The 20,071-nt window shown below is 67.0% G+C and carries 22 protein-coding genes; 4 read left to right on the forward strand and 18 right to left on the reverse strand.

Annotation, left to right across the window (positions count from 1 at the left end; all coding sequences use genetic code 11):
- Positions 1-36: 36 nt before the first annotated feature.
- The 4 genes from R9B84_RS35770 to R9B84_RS35785 form a co-directional block, all read right to left on the reverse strand.
- The gene (locus R9B84_RS35770) at positions 37-264 is read right to left on the reverse strand and encodes a hypothetical protein (protein WP_034181704.1); all 228 of its coding nucleotides are present in this window, start codon (positions 262-264) and stop codon (positions 37-39) included.
- Positions 265-474: 210 nt separating this feature from the next.
- Complete coding sequence (locus R9B84_RS35775; protein WP_423762060.1) at positions 475-858, reverse strand: DUF6232 family protein; 384 nt, start codon at positions 856-858, stop codon at positions 475-477.
- A 124-nt stretch (positions 859-982) separates the two neighbouring features.
- Positions 983-1,243 (reverse strand): DUF2866 domain-containing protein, encoded by a 261-nt coding sequence (locus R9B84_RS35780; protein ID WP_011353838.1) that lies wholly within the window; start codon positions 1,241-1,243, stop codon positions 983-985.
- 206 nt (positions 1,244-1,449) lie between these two features.
- Positions 1,450-2,607, reverse strand: a complete 1,158-nt coding sequence (locus R9B84_RS35785) for a porin (protein ID WP_423762061.1) — start codon at positions 2,605-2,607, stop codon at positions 1,450-1,452.
- A gap of 593 nt (positions 2,608-3,200) precedes the next feature.
- Here R9B84_RS35785 and R9B84_RS35790 point away from each other — a divergent pair.
- Positions 3,201-4,007 carry a MetQ/NlpA family ABC transporter substrate-binding protein gene (locus R9B84_RS35790; RefSeq protein WP_423762062.1) on the forward strand — a complete coding sequence of 269 codons (807 nt, stop codon included), beginning with the start codon at positions 3,201-3,203 and terminating at the stop codon, positions 4,005-4,007.
- 148 nt (positions 4,008-4,155) lie between these two features.
- On the opposite strand, the gene R9B84_RS35795 is transcribed toward R9B84_RS35790, so the two are convergent.
- The 4 genes from R9B84_RS35795 to R9B84_RS35810 all read right to left on the reverse strand — a co-directional run bounded on the left by R9B84_RS35795 (position 4,156) and on the right by R9B84_RS35810 (position 8,515).
- On the reverse strand, positions 4,156-5,271 hold the full coding sequence (locus R9B84_RS35795; RefSeq protein ID WP_423762063.1) for a succinylglutamate desuccinylase/aspartoacylase family protein: 1,116 nt from the start codon (positions 5,269-5,271) through the stop codon (positions 4,156-4,158).
- A 225-nt stretch (positions 5,272-5,496) separates the two neighbouring features.
- A complete protein-coding gene (locus R9B84_RS35800; RefSeq protein ID WP_262546555.1) occupies positions 5,497-6,279 on the reverse strand; it encodes an ABC transporter substrate-binding protein in 783 nt (260 codons plus the stop codon).
- A 225-nt stretch (positions 6,280-6,504) separates the two neighbouring features.
- Complete coding sequence (locus R9B84_RS35805; RefSeq protein WP_423762064.1) at positions 6,505-7,425, reverse strand: LysR substrate-binding domain-containing protein; 921 nt, start codon at positions 7,423-7,425, stop codon at positions 6,505-6,507.
- Positions 7,426-7,567: 142 nt separating this feature from the next.
- On the reverse strand, positions 7,568-8,515 hold the full coding sequence (locus R9B84_RS35810; protein ID WP_423762065.1) for a GlxA family transcriptional regulator: 948 nt from the start codon (positions 8,513-8,515) through the stop codon (positions 7,568-7,570).
- Between the two features lie 108 nt (positions 8,516-8,623).
- Here R9B84_RS35810 and R9B84_RS35815 point away from each other — a divergent pair, with 108 nt between their 5' ends.
- Both R9B84_RS35815 and R9B84_RS35820 read left to right on the forward strand, forming a co-directional pair.
- Complete coding sequence (locus R9B84_RS35815; protein WP_423762066.1) at positions 8,624-8,932, forward strand: DUF3817 domain-containing protein; 309 nt, start codon at positions 8,624-8,626, stop codon at positions 8,930-8,932.
- Positions 8,929-9,330: a CopD family protein gene (locus tag R9B84_RS35820; protein ID WP_423762067.1), complete on the forward strand. Its 402-nt coding sequence runs from the start codon at positions 8,929-8,931 to the stop codon at positions 9,328-9,330. The genes R9B84_RS35815 and R9B84_RS35820 overlap by 4 nt, the downstream gene beginning before the upstream one ends.
- 9 nt (positions 9,331-9,339) lie before the next feature.
- Here R9B84_RS35820 and R9B84_RS35825 read toward each other — a convergent pair whose 3' ends face one another.
- The 3 genes from R9B84_RS35825 to R9B84_RS35835 form a co-directional block, all read right to left on the reverse strand.
- Entirely contained in the window at positions 9,340-9,933 is a 594-nt protein-coding gene (locus tag R9B84_RS35825) for a hypothetical protein (protein WP_423763548.1), read from the reverse strand.
- 213 nt (positions 9,934-10,146) lie between these two features.
- On the reverse strand, positions 10,147-11,535 hold the full coding sequence (locus R9B84_RS35830; RefSeq protein ID WP_047902301.1) for an NCS2 family permease: 1,389 nt from the start codon (positions 11,533-11,535) through the stop codon (positions 10,147-10,149).
- A gap of 528 nt (positions 11,536-12,063) precedes the next feature.
- Positions 12,064-12,741: a TetR family transcriptional regulator gene (locus R9B84_RS35835; protein WP_423762068.1), complete on the reverse strand. Its 678-nt coding sequence runs from the start codon at positions 12,739-12,741 to the stop codon at positions 12,064-12,066.
- Between the two features lie 48 nt (positions 12,742-12,789).
- On the opposite strand from R9B84_RS35835, the gene R9B84_RS35840 reads away from it, so the two are divergent.
- Entirely contained in the window at positions 12,790-13,455 is a 666-nt protein-coding gene (locus R9B84_RS35840; RefSeq protein WP_423762069.1) for an O-methyltransferase, read from the forward strand.
- Between the two features lie 140 nt (positions 13,456-13,595).
- On the opposite strand, the gene R9B84_RS35845 is transcribed toward R9B84_RS35840, so the two are convergent.
- From R9B84_RS35845 to R9B84_RS35875, 7 genes are all read right to left on the reverse strand, one after another.
- Positions 13,596-14,114: a DUF3455 domain-containing protein gene (locus R9B84_RS35845; RefSeq protein ID WP_423762070.1), complete on the reverse strand. Its 519-nt coding sequence runs from the start codon at positions 14,112-14,114 to the stop codon at positions 13,596-13,598.
- Between the two features lie 171 nt (positions 14,115-14,285).
- Entirely contained in the window at positions 14,286-15,290 is a 1,005-nt protein-coding gene (locus R9B84_RS35850; protein ID WP_423762071.1) for an aldo/keto reductase, read from the reverse strand.
- Between the two features lie 20 nt (positions 15,291-15,310).
- A complete protein-coding gene (locus R9B84_RS35855) occupies positions 15,311-16,426 on the reverse strand; it encodes an alkene reductase (protein ID WP_423762072.1) in 1,116 nt (371 codons plus the stop codon).
- A gap of 69 nt (positions 16,427-16,495) precedes the next feature.
- A complete protein-coding gene (dkgB, locus tag R9B84_RS35860; RefSeq protein WP_423762073.1) occupies positions 16,496-17,302 on the reverse strand; it encodes a 2,5-didehydrogluconate reductase DkgB in 807 nt (268 codons plus the stop codon).
- A gap of 150 nt (positions 17,303-17,452) precedes the next feature.
- On the reverse strand, positions 17,453-18,403 hold the full coding sequence (locus tag R9B84_RS35865; RefSeq protein WP_423762074.1) for an LLM class oxidoreductase: 951 nt from the start codon (positions 18,401-18,403) through the stop codon (positions 17,453-17,455).
- Between the two features lie 13 nt (positions 18,404-18,416).
- Positions 18,417-18,740, reverse strand: a complete 324-nt coding sequence (locus R9B84_RS35870) for a MoaF-related domain-containing protein (protein WP_423762075.1) — start codon at positions 18,738-18,740, stop codon at positions 18,417-18,419.
- 28 nt (positions 18,741-18,768) lie between these two features.
- On the reverse strand, positions 18,769-19,971 hold the full coding sequence (locus R9B84_RS35875; protein WP_423762076.1) for an MFS transporter: 1,203 nt from the start codon (positions 19,969-19,971) through the stop codon (positions 18,769-18,771).
- Positions 19,972-20,071: the final 100 nt, after the last annotated feature.

Genomic DNA, 20,071 nt, shown 5'->3' on the forward strand with positions numbered 1-20,071 from the left:
CGGGGAATTCGGGAGAAGCGCGCCGGCGCGCCAGCGCTAGGCGAGCGCTTCGATGCGGATCAGCAGGTTGCGCGCATGCGCGATGAATGCATCGTGCGTCGCGCGATCGCTGTGGCTTTCGAGGCCCGCCTGTTCGGCGAACGCGATCTGTTCGGTATAGAGGTCGACGAGCGCTCGGCGTTCGTCAAGGGGAAGCGCGCGGATCATCGACACGAGCAGCAGTTCCTGCGCGCGAAGCATGCCGGACAGCAATTGAACGTTCATGCCGACCTCCTCGGACGATGCGGCGGCGGGCCGCTCTTTCCATACTAGGCGGTCGGCGTACGCAGCGCAGGCGCGGGGCTTGCGACGATGCGGCGGGAATGCGATTCGATAAAGACGCGTCGGCCCGATGTAGCGATGCACCGCGCGAGCCGAAGCGCGCCGCGCGCATCCGCAGACCGCGAGCCGAAGCGTGCAGGGATGCGAACGGAATCAGCCGGCAGCCGTCGCGGCCTGCGCATCGCGCACGACCTGCGCGACGCGTTCGACGAACTCGGCGTCGACGCTCGACAGCGCTTCGCGCTTGCCGTCGGGCATCTCGACCATCAGGCGATACGTGACGTCCTGCGTGGTCCATGCGAGATAACCGACGACGGCGAGCATCACGCCGACGACGAGCGCGGCGCTCGATGCGCCGATGCCGCCTGCGATGGCGATGGCCGCGCCGATCAGCGCGATCAGCGACGGAACGAGGCGGTTCTTCGGAATCTTGACGACGTCGACGTGGCGGATGTCACGCAGTGCGAATACCTGCCCGGCGGCCGACAGGCCGTTGCGCGTGATCATGACGCCGCGTTCGTTGAATGCGTTTTCCATCGTGTGTTGCGTGGACGAAAACGCGCAGCGTAGCAGGTTTCGTTGCCGCGTCAAACGAGACCGACTGCCGCACGATGCGTGCGGGGCGGCCGGAATACGCGAAGCGGGTGGAACGGGGAGGCGTTCAGAACTGCAGCCGGCCGTCGCCGTAAAGCCGGCCCGGCACGTGCGATGCGACGACCTCGGCGATCTCTTCGTCGGTCGATTCGGCCGGCACGATCTGGCGCCGCGCGGGCGCGTCGAGATGCATCGTCCATTCGACGAGCCGGTACGGGCGGCCCCACGGGCGCTGCATTTCGACCGATACGCGGCAGCTCTGGACCGGCATCGAGTGTTGGCACGTCAGAATCGCGTGCAGATGGCTGAAAACGGTATCTTCGATCATCATGGCCTCCGATCCTGTCTTGTGGGCAATCGATGGCGGCGCCGTCGGCATGTAAAAAAAAAGCCGCCGATGTTCAGGCGGCCAACAGGGGGGGTGAGAGCATCCTCTCAGCCCAGAATTAAGCGAAACTTAAAAGCACATAAAAAAGCGCCCCGCGTGGAGCGGGGCGCTTCTTGCCGTCGTGATCCGCGAGTTAAGCGGATGCTTTAGAACTTGTGACGGATACCGATACGTGCGGCGATCTGGTTCTTCGAACCCGTGCCCGACGTATTGAAGTAGCTCGTGCTCGAACCGATCTGCGCTTGCACGCCCTTGCCCGATGCCTGCTGGTACACCACCAGGCCGTACACGTCCGTACGCTTGCTGAGTGCGTAGTCGGCGATGCCGTTGACCTGGTTCCAGTGCCACGAGTTGCCGTTCTGCGTCGCGTTCGTGTACGTGTAGCCGAGGCCAGCCGACAGAGCCGGCGTGAACGCGTACTTGCCGCCTGCTTCATATGCGTTGAAGAACGTGCCGCCCGCGCCCGAAACGGTCGAGAACTGCGTACGCGTCCACAGCAGCCATGCCGTTGCCGGGCCCCACACGTAGCGGCCGCCGACGCCGTAGGTGCGCAGGTCGCGGACGTTGCCCGTGCTGATGTTCGCGATCGTCGTCGAGAATGCCGGCGACGACTGGCTCGGGAAGCGGATGTCCGTGTAAGCGGCGCCGACCGAGACCGGGCCGTTCGCGTAGTTCAGGCCGAAGCTGTATGCGCGCGACGAGCCTGCCGTCGTCGTCGTGCCCGCCGTCGTGGCCGGTGCGCCTGCGAAGTCGGTCGAGTTCGAGAAGCCGTACAACGCACCGAACGTGAAGCCCGAGTAGTTCGCGCTCTGGAACTTCACCGAGTTGTTGATGCGGCTCGACGTAAGTTGGTCGAGGTCGTTCACGTGGTACGCGTAGTTACCCGCGACCGTGTTGCCGCCCGTCGAGTAGTTCGAGCCGAGGATGTCGGTCGAGAACGAGTACTGACGGCCGAACGTGACCGTGCCGTATTGCGACTGGCTCAGGCCGACGTAAGCCTGGCGACCGAACATCGCGCCGCCCTGGCCGAGCGTGCCGTTGCCGCTGTTGAAGCCGTTTTCGAGCACGAAGATCGCCTTCAGGCCGCCACCGAGATCTTCGGTGCCGCGCAGGCCCCAACGGCTGCCCTGGGCAACGCCGTCGTCGTACTTGAACAGCTTGCCCGTGCCGCCGTTGGCGGTCTTGCTGTGGTTCACGTAGCTGATACCGGCATCGATGACGCCGTACAGGGTCACGCTGCTTTGTGCATGTGCCGTGCCGGCCGTTGCTGCCAGGGCGGCGATGGTCAACAGTTTCTTGTTCAAAGGATTCTCCGAGCGAATAAAAGGCGTGTCCAGTTGCGGTTCAGGCGCTCTCTCTGGGCGCTTTCACGTACCGGCGGCAACTTTATCGGCGGGCCACGTAATGAATATGACAGCGACTGTCATATGAAGAATGTGTGGCGTCGATGCGACATTAGGGCCTGCTTGCATATGGAACGTACATGCGTTGCCCCGAGAACGGCCGCTCGCGAGGCGCGCGACGCCGCGAATACTGACGTATTCGCAAGAAGCGCAACGCGGCGAGCGGTCGTTCTCGGGGCAACCCCAAATTAGAAAATTCATGTCACGGGAATGCCCGAAATCGCCCGCATGGCGGCGTCGCTCGTCACTTGTTTGGCTCGGCCAAACGGCGCTCCTCACTCCTTGCCCTGCGAGCGATTTCGGGCATTCGCATGTACGTTCCATATGCAAGCAGGCCCTGAAATTCTGCCCGGTTGCGCCATTGGGGGTTATACCGAATTCGGCTGAGATTCGATCAGGATCAGGAATATGCACATGAAATAAGCTTGGTTGGTGGTGTTCGGGCCCCGTGCCACGATCCGTGCTTCAACAACGACACGGGACAAGAGGACACCATGCGACGTTCGATCCTGACCGGCCTCGGCGCACTCGCCGCGGCGCTGGCTTTTGCTGCGCCCGGCGCGCACGCCGACCCGCAAACCCTGAAGATCGGCACGATGAGCGGCCCCGACGCACAGATCTGGACCGAAGTGACGAAAGTGGCCGCGCGCGAAGGCCTCGCGATCAAGGTCATCGAATTCAACGACTACGTGCAGCCGAACGCGGCGCTCGATTCGGGCGACCTCGACGCGAACGGCTTCCAGCACCAGCCGTTTCTCGACAGCCAGATCAAGCAGCGCGGCTACAGGATCGCCAACGTCGGGCTGACCTATACGGCGCCGATGGGCTTCTATTCGAAGAAGATCAAGTCGTTGAAGGACTTGCCGGTGGGCGCGAAGGTCGGGATCCAGAACGATCCGTCGAACGGCAACCGCGCGCTCCTGCTGCTGCAGAAATACGGAGTGATCAAGCTGAAGCCGGGCGCCGGCACGAACGGCGTGAACGCGACGCCGCTCGACGTCGCCGAAAATCCGAAGAAGATCAAGATCGTCGAGCTCGATGCCGCGCAGTTGCCGCGCGCGCTGCCGGATGTCGATGCCGCGTCGATCAACACCGATTACGCGGTGAAGGCGGGGCTCACGCCGGTGAAGGATGCGATCGCGATCGAGGATCTGCGCGGGCCGTATGCGAACCTGATCGCGGTGCGCGCGCAGGACAAGGACAAGCCGTGGGTGAAGAAGCTCGTCGCGGCCTATGAATCGGACGACGTGCGCAAGTTCATCGACCAGAAGTTCGGCGGCGCGATCGTGCCGGCGTTCTGATCGTTCACGCGTACCGGACGGCCGGATCGTCGGCATCCGGCGATCCGGAAAGCAAATCGCCCGCGCAAGCGGGCGATTTCGTTGATGCATGTCGATACGCGTCGATGCGTGTCGATGCGCGCCGTTAGCCGGCGCGCGGGCCGATCGCTCAGGCCGACAGCAGCGAACCCGTGCGGATCGCGGTCGCGCCGGCAATCCGCGCGACTTCCATGCCGGCCGTCGCGAAGCGCACGATCTGGCGCGCATACAGCACGCCCGACACGCTGCTCTTCAGCGTGACGACGCGATCGGTCAGCGGATCGACGATGTCGGCCACTTCCTGGCCGGCCTCGATCATCGCGCCGACCGGCGTGCGGAACACGATCACGCCCGACACCGGCGCGACGAGCGGATCGGTGCCCGCAAGCGGCGTGGCCGGGTGCGCGAGCGGCGGCAGCGGCGCCGGCGTGCCGTCGACGACGCCACGCTCGGTCAGGTATTCGACGATCGCCTGCGCGTCCTTTTCGGCGAACTCGTACGACACGTCGCGTTCGCTGCGCAGTTCCACCGTGACGGAAATCGCGCCGTTCGGGATCGGGAAGCGGTCGCCGAAGCGGTTGCGCAGATCCGACCAGCAGAAGCTGTGGATCTCGTCGAACGGGTTGCCGACCGAATTGAGCGCGAGCAGCGATGCCTGCGCGTCGAGATAGCGCGACAGCGGTTCGACGTCCGGCCACAGATCGGGATTCGTATAGAGGTGCATCACCGCATCGCTGTCGCAGTGCAGGTCGAGCACGATATCGGCATCGAACGACAGCTTCTGCAGCGCGAGGCGCTGCGAGTCGAGCTCGGTGCGCGGCTTCTGCTCGTCGAGCGCTTCGCGCATCGCGGCGCGCACGGCGACGAGGTTGTGATGCGCGTCTTTCGTGAGCCGGCTTTCGACGCGCGGCAGCACGAGCGCCGCGAGATCGTAGAAATTGCGGTTGAAGTTCTGCATCGAGCCGAGCTCGAAGCGGCCGAGGTGATCGCCGAACACGTGTTGCGACAGGCCGATCGGGTTCGGCACGGGCACGATGACCACTTCGCCGCGCAGCTTGCCGGCGGTCTCGAGCGCGGCGATCTTGCGGCGCAGCAACGTGGCGACCAGCATGCCGGGCAGTTCGTCCGCGTGCAGCGACGACTGGATATAGACTTTCTTGCCGCCGCGCGGGCCGTAGTGGAAGCTCGTGATCTGGCGTTCGGTGCCGACGGCGGGGGAAATCAGCGGATGGGTCTGCGTTTGCATGATGAGGGGAGTGCGGCGCAGCCGCGAATGATCCGGTGTGCGTGGAAGATCGATTGTACGTTGCCTGCGTCGCCGCCATCAAACCGGTACCGGAACACGTAGTTTTTCTTTGAGAATCATCGGGTTGGCGCGGAAAAAATAACGTTTCCGGCGCCGTGCGCAAAAAAAACGGGCTCCTTGCGGAGCCCGTTTGCGTCGAAGCGAATCGCTCGCTTGCGTGCCGTATTACTTGCCGTAGACGTCGAAGTCGAAGTACTTCTTCGCGATCTTGTCGTACGTGCCGTCCTTGCGCATGCCGGCGATCGCGCCGTCGATCTTCGCCTTCAGGTCGGCGTCTTCCTTGCGCAGGCCGATGCCGGCGCCGTTGCCGAGCGTCTTCGGATCGTCGATATCCTTGCCGGCGAAATCGAAGCCCGCGCCGCGCGGCGTCTTCAGGAAGCCGATCTCGGCCTGCACCGCGTCCTGCAGCGCGCCGTCCAGGCGGCCCGCGATCAGGTCGGCATAGACCTGGTCCTGGTTCTGGTACGGGACGACCTTCACGTCCTTCGCCGCCCAGTAGGTCTTCGCGTAGGTTTCCTGGATCGTGCCTTGTTCGACGCCGATCGACTTGCCCTTCAGCGATTCGGCCGTCGGCAGCAGGCCCGCGCCCTTCTTCGCGACGAGGCGCGTCGGCGTGTTGAACAGCTTCGCCGAGAACGCGATCTGTTCCTGACGCGCCGGCGTCATCGACATCGACGACAGCACGCCGTCGAACTTGCGGGCCTTCAGCGCCGGGATCATCCCGTCGAAGTCGTTTTCGATCCACACGCACTTCGCGTTCATGCGGCGGCAGATTTCGTTGCCGAGGTCGACGTCGAAGCCGACCACCTTGCCGTCAGGGCCTTTCGATTCGAAAGGCGGGTAGCTCGCGTCGACGCCGAACCGCACGGTCGTCCAGTCCTTCGCATACGCGCTGCCGGCCGATACGGCAAGCAGGGCCACGGTCACAGCCGCAAGAATCTTTTTCACTCGGTGACTCCTCGTTTTGTTCGATGGGTGCGCGGTTGTGCCGCGCCGTAAGCCTTCGGTCCGGCACGGCTTCGCGCCGGACTGTCCGTTTCGCCCGCCCGATGCGGGCGCGCGACGTGCGGAGATTATCAAGACAAAATACCGGCAGGGCGCCTAGGACAAGCCCCGATACCGGGCCCGGCGGCGGCGCGTCGGGTGCGCCGCCGTTTCACACACAGGAACGATTCAGCCGAGCGTTTCGTTGACCGCCCGTTGCAGGCACGTGACGAATTGCGAAACGGCGGGCGTGGGCAGCATGTCGCGCCGCGCGATGATCGACAGGTCGAAGCGCGGCATGCTTTCGTCGAGTTCGGCCGTGCGGATGCCGAGCGGCGCGACCATTGTGGCGAGCGGGCGCGTGAAGCAGCCGATCACGTCCGAGCGCGCGACGAGCCCGAGCGTCACCGCGAACGACATCGGCGATCGCAGCAGGCGTTTCGGCAGCGGTAGCCCGTGCGCCTCGAACATCCCGACCATCACGCTGTGCGGAAACTGCTCGGCGCCGACGGTGACGATCCACTCGGCGTCGAGCAGTTCCTCTAAACGGCGCGCATGCGCGAGCGGGTGGCCTTCGCGCATCACGACGGTGAATTCGGTCGACAGCAGCGGCGATTGCGTGAAATCGCGGTCGAGCGCGGGCACATGGTGCATCGCCGCGATGTCGAGCGTGCCGTTGCGCAACTGTGCGAGCGCGTCGGGCACCGTCACTTCCTCGAGATGCAGGCTGACATTCGGCATCGACCGGCGGAACGCCGTCACCGCGTGCGGCAGCGCCGTCAGCGCGATCGACGGCATCGTGCCGACCGCGACGCGCCCCGACATCTCGCCTTTCACCTGCTCGACGGCCTCGACCGTGCGGCGGATGTCGCCGAGCAACTGCTCGGCGCGCGGCAGCAGCGCATGGCCGCACGCGGTCAGCTCGACGCCGCGCACGCTGCGCGCGAGCAGCTCCGCGTTGAGCGCCGTTTCGAGTTCGCGGATCGTGTGCGTGATCGCGGGCTGCGTGACGCCGAGTTCGCGCGCGGCGGCGCGCAGGCTCTTGTGATGCGCGGCGGAGACGAACGCCTGGAGCTGCGCGATGTTCAGGGGATTGCGGATGCGGGTCATCGGTCGGGTCCGGTTGGCGCGAAAGTGTTGCTTGGGCGGGCGAGGCGGGGCAGCGGCGCTTTTCGGTAGCGATCCTGACGATTGTGCGCGCATGGATTCACGTCGTCGGAGCGACGCATCGGGTGCCGATGTGCAGCGAGCGTCATGCGCCGGACCGCGCGCGGAACGCGTGACGATAGCGCTGCGGTGACGTGCCGACGATGCGCGCGAACCGCTCGCGAAACGCGGTGACCGAGCCGAACCCGGCCTCCGTTGCCACATGTTCGATCGACAGCTCCGTGACTTCGAGCAACTGCTGCGCATGCCTGACGCGCGCGGTCTGCAGCCATTGCCGCGGCGACGTGCCCGTCTGCTCCTGAAAGCGCCGTGTCAGCGTGCGCACGCTCGTCGATGCCTGGCGGGCCATCGCGTCGAGCGTGAGCGGCTTGCGCAGGTTCGCCTGCAGCCAGTCCATCAGGCTTTGCAGCCCGTCGGTGCCGGTCGGCCATTCCGGCGCGATGAACTGCGCCTGCCCGCCTTCGCGGACGCGCGGCGCCACCGCGTAGCGTGCGGCGTCGACGGCGACCGCCGCGCCGTAGTCGGCCTGGATCATGTGCAGGCACAGATCGAGGCCGGCCGCTGCGCCGGCCGACGTCAGGATCTGCCCGTTGTCGATGAACAGCACGTTCGGGTCGACCGTCACGTTCGGGTAGCGGCGCGCGAGTTCGCCGGCCGCCAGCCAGTGCGTCGTCGCGCGCAGGCCGTCGAGCAGCCCGGCTTCCGCGAGCACGAACGCGCCGCTGCAGATCGACGCGATCCGGCAACCGCGCGCGGCGGCCGCGCGCAGTGCCGCGATCACGCGGCGCGACGTCGGCGCGAGCGGCACGGACGTGCCGGGGACGACGATCGTGTCGGCGTCGGCGAGCGCATCGAGTCGAAACGCGGGCCGCAGTTCGAACAGGTCGCCGGCGACGCGCGCATGCTCGCTGCACACGCGCACGCGGTACGCAGGCTCGACGCCGGGCGAACGCACGCGCGCGAACGTGTCGCATGCGACGCCCAGATCGAACGGGACGACATCGGGCAAAGCGAGGACGGCGACCGTATGCATGGCGTTCGAGGCCGTGGCCAGAATCCGTTTAAAGATGGCATTCTAGCCAATGGATCGGGCCCGTACCACACGCCATAATTGCGGCTGACCAACCGTGGGGGCCCATCGATGAAACAAGACGATCGCAATGCGTTGCGCAACCTGCAGTACCTGTCGCTGCTGGAGGCGACCACGCTCGTCGTGCTGGTGTGCGTCGCCGTGCCGCTCAAGCATCTGGCCGGTTATCCGGTCGCCGTGTCGATCATGGGGCCGATTCACGGCATCGCTTTCGCGATGTACGTGTGGGCGGTCGTCGGTACCGCGTCGAGCGGGCTGTGGAGCAGGGGCGACGTCGCGCGGCTCGTGCTGTCGGCCGTCGTGCCGTTTGCGGGGCTGGCGAGCGCCGGATGGATCGCACGCAGGAGGCACGCGCAATGATTTACCTGTTGCTCAAGGCCGCGCATGTCGTCGCCGTCGTCACGTTCGTCGGCGGGCTGCTGACGTTGTCCGTCGGCGTCCGTATCGCCAACCTCGCCGTGCATCGCGCGGTGCGGCGCTGGGATCGTTCGGTGACGGCGCCCGCGCTCGCGCTCGTCTGGATCACGGGGATTGCGATCGCGCTGAGCGGACACTGGTTCGGCGCCGCGTGGCTGTCGGTGAAGCTCGCGGTCGTCACCGCGCTGTCGGCACTGCACGGGATGCTGGCCGGCACGTTGCGGCGGATGGAACGCGACGATCTCGTCGTCGTGCCTGCGCAATGGCTCGGTCAGGCAGCGGGCGCTGTCGTGGTCGCGACGGGGATCGTCGTCGGCCTGGTCGTGATCAAGCCGTTTTGATGCGTGGACCTACGCCAGCACCGTTTCGACCGTCGCCAGCATGCGGCGCCGGATCCAGCCGCTCCCCAGCCGGATCGCGAGCCAGTACGGCGTGAACAGCCGCCGCGTCTGTGCGGTCGGGCAGTGGATGAAGGTTTCGGTGCGCAGGATGTGTGCACCCGATGCCCGCCCGACGACTTCGAACCGCAGCACCAGCTTCGCGTCGCGTGGGTCGTCGTGCCGGACGAAGGCCGTTGCATCGGCGATGGTGCGCACGTCGGTCGTCGGGCGCCAGAAGCGTCCGACGAGACCGAGCGACAGCGACGTGTCGTCGCGGTGCAGCAGCGTGAACGTGTGGAAGCCGAAGCGCGTGCGTTCATTTCGGGCCGGCCCGTTGCGAAGCGCGTCGACGACGGCCGTCGGGAATTCGCGCACCGTCATCAGTGCATCGATGACCGGATCGGCGCGCATGTCGAGCGACGCGACCGCGTCGATGATGCGGGCCGGCGGCGCATCGATCGGCTGCGATTCATGCACTTCGTGGAAGCCGAACGACGGGATGAACGGCGGCTTGCGCGCCGAGGTCCGGGTACTCGATTCGGAGACGATACCGAGCGCGTTCATGGCGGCTCCTGAAGGCAAAATGCGATCGTAGCACCGGGCGCGGATTCGCGCCGCGTCGATGCCGGGCCGCTGCGCCGATCGCGCCGCATCGACAAAAAAAGCCTGGAAACTCGCGTTCCCAGGCCTGGAGACCATCAACGATGATGGTGGAGGAGACGTTGTCGTCCCGATGCGCGCCGTCCTTCTGCCGGCGACGTCGCGCATGATCCGCGGTCAGATTGCCCAGCCGCCGAGATAGAACGTGACGAGCACGGCCGCGATGAGCACGGTGCCGACGTTGAGCTTGCGGAATTCGCCGCTCGCAATGCGGCCGATCACGAGCGTCGAGAAGCCGAGCATGATGCCCGTCACGATGTTCGCGGTCAGCACGATGAACACGGCGCACACGAGGCCCGACATCGCATCGACCATGTCGTCCATGTGCAGCTTGCTCACGCTGCCGAGCATCAGCAGGCCGACGTACATCAGCGCCGGTGCCGTGGCGTACGACGGCACGAGGCCCGCGAGCGGCGAGAAGAACATCACGACGAGGAACAGCAGGCCGACCACGGCGGCTGCGAGGCCCGTCTTCGCGCCCGCGGCGACGCCGACGCTCGACTCGATGTAGGCCGCCGCCGGCGCGCCGCCGAGGAAGCCGGAGAAGATCGAGCTGAGCGAATCGGCGGTCAGCGCGCGGCCGCCGTTGATGATGCGGCCGTTCTCGTCGAGCTGGCCGGCTTGCCCGGCGACCGCGCGGATCGTGCCGGTCGCGTCGAACACGGCGGTCATCACCAGCGCCAGCACGCTCGGCAGCACGGCCATCGACAGCGCGCCCTTGATGTCCATCGCGCCGATCAGCGACGCGTGGCCCGGTGCGCTCAGCGACGGCAGCGCGAAGATGCCGTGGTACTTCACGGCCGGATCGAACACGAGGCCGAACACCGAGATCGCGATCACGACGAGCAGGATGCCGCCCGGCACGCGACGCTTCTCGAGGCCGAAGATCGCGGCGAGGCCGACGACTGACATGATGACCGGGAACGCAGTGATCTGGCCGAGCGAGACCGGCAGCCCGGCGCCGGGGTTCTTGATCACGAGGCCGACGTCGTTCGACGCGATCAGCAGCAGGAACAGGCCGATGCCGATGCCGGTGCCATGCGCGACGCCCGCGGGCAGGTTGCGCAGGATCCACGAACGCACGCCGGTGACCGAGATGCCGGTGAACACGAGGCCCATCAGGAACACGGCGCCGAGCGCGACCGTCGGATGCAGCCCCTTGCCGAGCACGAGGCCGAACGCGGTGAACGCGGTCAGCGAGATCGCGCAGCCGATCGCGATCGGCAGCTTCGCCCACAGGCCCATCAGCAGCGAGCCGAACGCGGTGGTGAGGCAGACCGCGACGAACACGGCGCTCGTGTCGAAGCCGGCCTTGCCGAACATGCCGGGCACGACGAACACGGAATAGACCATCGCGAGGAAGGTGGTCACGCCCGCAATGATTTCGCGGCGCTGCGTGCTGCCGCGCGACGAAATGTCGAAGTACCGGTCGATGACTCCCTTGGTGCCAAAGTCAGTTTCTTCCGCGCCGACGCCGACCGTCGGCTGCACCGGGGTATCACTCATGAGCTTGCTCCTTTATCAGCATGCTGAAACGGCTCGTTGCGAGCCGTCGTCAGGGTGTCTCGAATCTGGTTGGGATTGTCGGCAACGTCGTGGGGACGAATGACGCGTGATCCGTGTCGTTACGTGCGAATCGAAACGATCGCGAGGGTGTCGCGTCGTACGACGCGTGGTGTGGTCGACCCCGTCACGTGTGCTTTGCCGTAGCGAAGGTTAGGCGAACCGCCCATCACGTCCCATTGGGGGAAAAGCATGCAGCGCATGTCGCAGCGCTTATATCGGCGTGCGACGGGGCTCCGTCGTGCCGGAACGCGTGTATACGCCTAGTTCGAATCCGTTAAGGCGATTATTTGAATGCGGGGTCGGCGGGCAGGGCGGAAGCGGGTGGTGCATCGGGTATTACGAAAATCTTTCATTGTGACGGTGAAGGCCGGTGGAACAGGGCGTGCGTGACGCGCGTCGCGGCCGCACGCAACCTGCATCCGGACGATACGGCGCGTCGCGCGCGCGGCGCTCGCGTTCGTCCGGGCGTTAACGGCGGGCGAGATGCTCGAGATACGCGCAGAACATGTCGGCCATCGCGGTCGAATAGGCATCGATTTCCGCCGGCGTGCGCTCGGTTTCGGAGAACGCCTTGCCGGCCGTCGTGAGCGTCGTCTTGATCAGCTCGCAGGCGAGCGCATGGGTGGTGTCGGACACGCCGGGCAGCGCTTCGCGCATGAACGCGCTGAAGATCCGGTTGCTCTCGGCCTTCACTGCCTGCGCCTCGGGGGCGTCGCGATAGAGCGGTGCGGCGTCGTCGAGTGCGATGCGCATGCTCGCCTCGTTGCATTCCGAACGGATGAACGCGTGGACGGCAGTGCGCAGCCGCTCGGGCGGCGTCTTCTGCGTGTCTTGCAGCATTCCGCACAGCATCTCGGACGTCTGCCGCCATTCGTCGTGCTGCAGCCGGAACAGCACGGCCGCCTTGTTCGGGAAGTACTGGTACAGCGAGCCGACGCTCACGCCGGCGCGCTCGGCGACGCGCGCCATCGTGAAGCGCTGCGCGCCTTCGCTCGCCAAAACCTGAACAGCGGCCTGGAGGACGTCTTCGACGAGACGGGTCGAACGCGCCTGCTGGGGCTGTTTGCGCGTGGCGATCCGGGCATTTCGGCGGTCGGTCATGAGCGGTTTGCCAATGCGAATAGTAAAACCTGAATAGTTCGTCATATTCTAATCGGGTGCAACGACGCACTCAACCCGATCCCGGAGATTCGCATGACCACCCTGATTCTCGACCCGCTTGCCTCGCTGCTGGACCGCCTGTTCGACGAGGCCGACGCGTCGTCGCCCGCGACGAGCCCGGCGTTCGCCGGCATGACGCACGACGAGCATGCGCGGCTGATGTGCAGCAAGACCGACTACGTCGATTTCTATGCGCGCCTGAAGGACTTTCCGCTGGCTGTGTCGCGCGACACGGGCACGCTGCTGTACATGCTGGCGCGCAGCAGCGGCGCGCGTGCGATCGTCGAATTCGGCATGTCGTTCGGCATCTCGACGCTGCATCTCGCGGCCGCGCTGCGCGACAACGGCGGTGGCCGGCTGATCACGAGCGAGTTCGAAGCGTCGAAGGTCGCGCGGGCGCGCGAGAACCTGGCGGCCGGCGGGCTGGCCGATCTCGTCGAGATCCGCGAAGGCGATGCGCTGCGCACGCTGGCCGCCGATCTCCCGGACACGGTCGACCTGCTGCTGCTCGACGGTGCGAAGGCGCTGTATCCCGACGTGCTCGCGCTGGTCGAGCGCCGGCTGCGGCCCGGCGCGTTCGTCATTGCCGACAACGCGGAATACAGCCCCGACTACCTCGCCTACGTGCGCGCGCCGGAAAACGGCTATCTGTCGGTCCCGTTCGGCGGCGACGTCGAGCTGTCGATGCGGACGCGCTGACGCGCGCGCATCGTGTCATAGCCGGAACGATGACGATGAAGACGCCGGGCATCCGATCGGTAAATGCAGGATAACTGATCAAATGGACGCGCGGCGAGCGACGAGATGGCTGCGTCCGCGCTTCGGGACGCCGCCGCGCGTTACTTCAGGAACACGTATCGCGCGAAATACGGGAAGCGGCCGATCGCATGCTCGGTCGCACACGTCGCTTCCGGCGGCGTGCCGCCCGCGGTATCGAGCCGCTGTACGAAGCGCACGCCGGCGAGCGTGCCGGTTGCGGCCGGCGTCGCGGCGAGCAGGAGCTGCGGAATGCTGCCCGGGCGCGCGCTCGGCGCTTCCGCGAGCTTCTTGCCGGTGATGCGGCTGCCGTCGAGCGTTTCCCACGACGGCCCCGCGCCGTGCCGGACGACGAGCGCGCCGCTGGCGTCGAACAGCATCGCTTCCGGGCGCTGGAACGCCCACGCGAGCCGGTGTTCGGCGTCGTATTCGCATGAGTAGATCTGCACGCCGGTCGCGGTCGTCGACAGCACCGGCGACGCCGGCTGGGGCGGCGCGAGACCGGCTGCATCGTCGGCGTAAGCCGGCACGGTGCAAGCGGCGAAGGATAGGCTGGCCACAAGGGCCCGCAGCATGTCGCGTTTCGGGGAGCGGCTTGGCATCGCGGGGCGTCCTTTCAGGTCGGGTGACGGTCGTGCGGAGTCGATCCCGTAAACGTTAGACGGCGATTGCGCAGGCTGCAATTCGGAAATGGCAATCGCGGCGATAGTCGCCACGATTGCCACGAAATGGATCTGCGCGACCGCTCGTCGCGGCGGTCGCGCGGAACCGGCTCAGGCCGCGCCGGCCGGCGTCGGCGCGTGTTCGGCGATCAGGCGCTCGGCCTTCAGCGCGTCCCACAGCGCGGCCGGAATCGGCGCCGACGCGAGCCGCAGGTTTTCGTCGATGCGATCGGGCCGGCTCGCGCCGGGGATCACGGCCGCGACGGCCGGGTGCGCGAGCGAGAACTGTAGCGCCACCGCGCGGACGTCGACACCGAACCGTTCGCTGATCTGCCGGATGCGCGCGACGCGATCGAGCATGTCCTGCGTCGCCGGCTGATACTCGAAGTGGGTGCCGCCGGCGAGCACGCCGGAGTTGTACGGACCGCCGACGATGATGCCGAGCCCGCGTGCGGCGCTTGCCGGCATCAGCCGTTCGAGCGCGCCTGCATGGTCGAGCAGCGTGTAGCGGCCGGCCAGCAGGAAGCCGTCGGGATCCGCGCGTTCGAGTGCGAGCTCGCACGGTTCGATCCGGTTCACGCCGAGGCCCCAGCCCTTGATGACCTTCTCGTCGCGCAGTCGCGTGAGCGCCTTGGCCGCGCCCGACATCGCGACGTCGAACACGTCGAGCCAGCGCTCGCCATGAAAGTCGATGGCCGGATCGTGGATCCACACGGTGTCGAGCCGGTCGGTGCGCAGCCGCTCGAGGCTCGCTTCGATCGAGCGCAGCGTACCGTCCTCGGTGTAGTCGTAGACGATCTTGTTCGGCAGGCCATGGCGGAACAGGCCGCCCTTTTCGCCGAGATCGCGTTGCGACGCATCCTCGTGTTCGTCGAGGACCAGCCGGCCGACCTTGGTGCCGAGCGAATATTCGTCGCGCGGACGGCCGGCGAGCGCTTCGCCGAGGCGCAGTTCGGCGAGGCCGGCGCCGTACAGCGGTGCCGCGTCGAAGTAGCGGATACCGCTTGCCCATGCCGCGTCGACCGTGGCCAATGCTTCTTCGTTCGGGATGTCGCGATACATGTTGCCCAGCGGCGCCGTGCCGAAACCCAGGCGGGAAGGGAGCGTGATTCTCATGTCGGATTCCTGTGGATCGTTCACGCGGCGGCTTGCGCGAGCGTCGGATAGTCGGTGAGGCCCGGTGCGCCGCCGCCGAACAGCGTGTTGCGGTCGTGCGGTGCGAGCACCGCGCCGGTGCGCAGGCGCTCGGGCAGGTCGGGGTTCGCGACGAACGGGCGGCCGAATGCGACGAGGTCGGCCCAGCCGGCGGCGATCGCATCGCGCGCTCGCTCGGCGGTGTAGGCGCCGGCATAGATCAGCACGCCAGGGTACGCGGCGCGCAGTTGCCGCTTGAACTCGACCGGCATCAGCGGTGCGTCGTCCCAGTCGGCTTCCGCGATGTGCAGGTAACCGACGCCGAGTTCGCCGAGCAGCGTCGCGGCGGCGAGGTAGGTCGTTTCCGGATCGTCGTCGACGCAGCCGTTCAGCGTGGTCAGCGGCGCGAGGCGGATGCCGACGCGCGACGCGTCGCCGGTGCCTTCGATCAGCGCCTGCGCGACTTCGCGCAGGAAGCGCAGCCGGTTTTCCAGCGAGCCGCCGTACGCGTCGGTGCGCGTGTTCGCGTTCGAGTCGATGAACTGGTTCACGAGATAGCCGTTCGCGCCATGCAGCTCGACGCCGTCGAAGCCGGCTTCGATCGCGTGGCGCGCGGCGGCGCGGTACTGGCCGACGATCTCGCGGATCTCGTCGATCGTCAGCGCGCGCGGCTCGGACGCCTGCACGAAGCCCGGCGTGCTGCCGTCTTCCGCGGCGACGAACACGTTCACGCCCTTCGCCTGGATCGGCGACGACGACACGGGTTGCCGGCCGCCGAGCAGGCTCGTGTGGCTCAGCCGGCCGACGTGCCACAGCTGCGCGAAGATGCGGCCGTGCGCGGCATGCACGGCGTCCGTCACCTTGCGCCAGCCGGCGACCTGCGACGGCGTGTGGATGCCGGGCGTCCACGCGTAGCCCTTGCCGAGCGGCGCGATATAGGTGCCTTCGCTGACGATCAGGCCCGCGCTCGCGCGCTGCGCGTAATACGCGGCCATCAGTTCGTTGGCTTCGTCGCCGGGCTGGCTCGCGCGCGAACGCGTCATCGGCGGCATCACGATGCGGTTCGGCAGCGTCAGCGCGCCGAGTCGCAGCGGTTGGAAAAGCGGGTCCTGGGTCATGATGAATTCCTGTCGGTGCCGCGGCCGGCTGGCCGCGGACGGGTCGAATGTCGAATGGCGGGCGGCGTGTCAGTCCCACGTCGGCGCGAGGCCGGCCGGGTCGACTTCGCGGCCGTTGCGTTCGAGCGCGGCGATCTGCGCCATGTCTTCGTCGGTCAGGCGCAGCGTCTGCGCGAGCAGGTTGCTCGCGAGGTTCTCGCGCTTCGTCGACGACGGAATCACCGAGAAGCCGAGCTGCAGCGCCCATGCGAGTGCGACCTGTGCGGGCGTCGCGTCGTGACGTTGCGCGATCGCGCCGATCACCGGGTCGCCGAGCACCTTGCCGTACGCGAGCGTCATGTACGACGTCACGTGGATGCCTTCGCCGTTCAGGAACTCGACGAGCTTGCGGTTCTGCAGGTACGGGCTCAGTTCGATCTGGTTCGTTGCGATCGCCTCCTTGCCGACGGCCGCGATCGCTTCCTTCGTCAGTGCGATGTTGAAGTTCGAGATGCCGATCCGGCGCGTGAGGCCCTTGGCCTTCGCATCGGCCAGCGCGGTCATGAACGCGTCGATCGACATGTCGTTGCCCGGGGCCGGCCAGTGGATCAGCGTCAGGTCGACATGGTCGGTGCGCAGCTTGCGCAGGCTCTCTTCGAGGCTCGGCGCGAGCTTGTCCGGTGCGTAGTTGTCGACCCAGATCTTCGTCGTGAGGAACAGGTCTTCGCGGCGCACGCCCGATGCGGCGATCGCTTCGCCGACTTCGGCTTCGTTGCCGTAGATCTGCGCGGTGTCGATCGCGCGGTAGCCGACGTCGAGGCCGTTGAGGACCGAGTCGATGACGACCTGGCCTTGCAGGCGGAAAGTGCCGAGGCCGAATGCGGGAATCTTGCTCATCGTGTGCTCCTGGGAGAGGGGAACGGTTGCGGTATGCGAGTCATTCTGGCGCTTGGGACTGATGAGATAAACGCCTTTAGAGGTCAAAAATATTTGATTTGAATTCAAATATCGGTCGTGAACCGGGCCCGCAGCGGGCCGTCGCCGGCCTTATGCGACGCGCGTTTGCGTGCTCGCATTCGCATGGAACGCCGGCAGCACCTCCGCTGCGATCTCGGCCATCGTCTCGTCGAGTGGGCGGCGGTTGCGGCGGAAATGCAGGCCGATGTGCCGCACGCCGGCGTCGCGCATCGCCGCGAGTTCCTCGGTCAGCGCGATGCGTCCCGCGCGGGCGCCGAAGCGGTGCCGCTGCAGCGGTTCGTGCGGGTCTTCCGCGAGGTCGAGGTGGATGAAGCTCACGTACGGCTTGTCGCCTGCCACCGCGCGCCAGTTCGCGGCGCGCTGCGCGTGGTCGGCCGGCGTGCCCGGATACGCGAGGCAGCCGTCCATGTGCTCGCCGATCCATGCGGGCGTCTGCTGCGCGAGGCCCGCGACGAGCAGCGGCACCGGCGAACGGGCCGCGGGCAGCACGTCGAGGCCGGGCGGCAGGTGTCCGCGCGCGCCGTCGCGCAGCAGTGCGATCTGGTCGCGGAAATTCGCGCCGCGCGACGCGAAGTCGCGGCCGAACAGCGGATATTCGACGGGACGGTCGCCGCTCGCGACGCCGAGCAGCAGGCGGCCGCCGCTCAGTTCCTGGATCGTCGCGGCCGATTTCAGCGTCAGCAGCGGTTCGCGCAGCGGCAGCACGACGGCCGCCGTGCCGAGCAGGATGTCGCGCGTGATGCCGGCGAGGTAGCCGAGATACGAGAACGTTTCGAACACCTGCGCGGCGTCGCCGAACGACGGGTCGTACACCGGCACGTCGCGCACCCAGAGCGCGCGGAAGCCGAGCGTGTCGGCCAGTTGCGCGAGCTCCGCGTGGATGGCGAGGTCGGGCACGCCGGGGCGGCGGCCGTCATGCTGGCGCTTTGCGTCGCCGGCCGGCGACCAGTCGTTGTCGAGCGGCAGTTCGATGCCGACGCTGAAGCCGCCGTCGGCGAGTGTGTCGAGAGAAGTGGACATGGTCGGGCTCCGTTCAAACCGCGCGCAGGCTGCCTTCGAGCCGATGGAAATCGAGCGACGACGCGGTGAAGAACGCGCGCGACGTGCCGGCGGCAAAATCGTCGATGTGCACGACCGTCGCGCGGTCGGCTTCCTGCCACGAGATCGCGTAGGTTTCGCCGGCGATGTGCTGCCACGTGCAGGCGACTTCGCCCTTCGCGCCGGCGTAGGCGCCTTCGGTGATTTCGTAGCGCATGCGGCGGCCGTCCTCGTCGTACGCGTTGAGCGCGGCGAGGCCGTCGTAACGGACTTCGAAGGTCCTGCCGGCGAACGGCGGACGCTGGGTCGATGCGTTCATGCTGATCAGCTCCTGCAAAAGGTGACGTTCAATGGGCGAGTTCGACGGGTTCGGCCGTGCGTTCCGGCAGCCCGTGGTGGCGGTCGAGACGGCCGCTCAGTGCGGTGAGCGCGAACGCGCCGAGCGTGACGACCGCGGCGATCCACGGCGTGTGGCCGAGGCCGACGTTCGCGACGATCAGGCCGCCGAGCGACGAGCCGCCGGCAACGCCGAGGTTGAACGCGGCGATGTTGAAGCCCGATGCGACGTCGGTGGCGTCCGGCGCGAAGTGGCGCGCCTGCTTGACGACGTACACCTGCAGCCCCGGCACGTTGCCGAACGCGACCGCGCCCCACGCGAGCATCGTCAGCACCGCGAGCCATTTGACGTGGATCGTGAAGGTCAGCGCGAGCAGCACGATCGCGAGCAGCAGGAAGATCCGCTTGAGCGCCTTCACGGGGCCGACGGCGTCCGCGAGCTTGCCGCCCCACACGTTGCCGAACGCGACCGACACGCCGTAGCCGACGAGCACGAGGCTGACCTGCGACGGCGTGAAGCCGGCGATCTGTTCGAGCAGCGGTGCCATGTACGTGAACGCGATCAGCGAGCCGCCGTAGCCGACGGCCGTCATCGCAAAGACGAGCAGCAGGCGCGGCTGCGCGAGCACGCGGAGCTGGCGGGCGAGCGGCGCCGGCGGCGTTTGCGGCAGCCCGCGCGGCACGAATGCGACCGCGCCAAGGAACGCGACGAGGCCGAACAGCGCGACGATCAGGAACGTCGCGCGCCAGCCGAAGTGCTGGCCGATGAAGGTGCCGAGCGGAATGCCGGCGACGAACGCGACGGTCATCCCGCTGAACATCGTCGCGATCGCGCTGGCCGCCTTGTCCTTCGGCACGAGCGTGGTCGCGATGATCGACCCGACCGAGAAGAACACGCCGTGTGCGAGGCCGGTGAGGATGCGCGCGACGATCAGCGATTCGTAGCCGGGCGCCTGCCATGCGACGAGGTTGCCGACGGTGAAGAGCGCCATCAGTGCGGCGAGCAGCGTCTTGCGCGGCACGCGGCCGGTGAGCGCGGTGAGGAGCGGCGCGCCGATGGCGACGCTCAGCGCGTACAGGCTGACGAGCAGGCCGGCCGACGGCAGGCTGACGCCGAGGTCGGCGCCCATCGTCGGAATCAGCCCGACGATCACGAATTCGGTGGTGCCGATGGCAAACGCGCTGATGGTCAGCGCAAGCAGGGCGAGTGGCATGATGGGATCCGGGTTCCAGTGAGGACGGATCGCAGTGTGGCGCCTTTACTTTTGCGGAAAAACTGGTCTATAAACCAAATTGTTTTGATTTCAAATCAAC

Source organism: Burkholderia sp. NLJ2 (genome assembly GCF_049487195.1).
Lineage (GTDB): Bacteria > Pseudomonadota > Gammaproteobacteria > Burkholderiales > Burkholderiaceae > Burkholderia > Burkholderia pyrrocinia.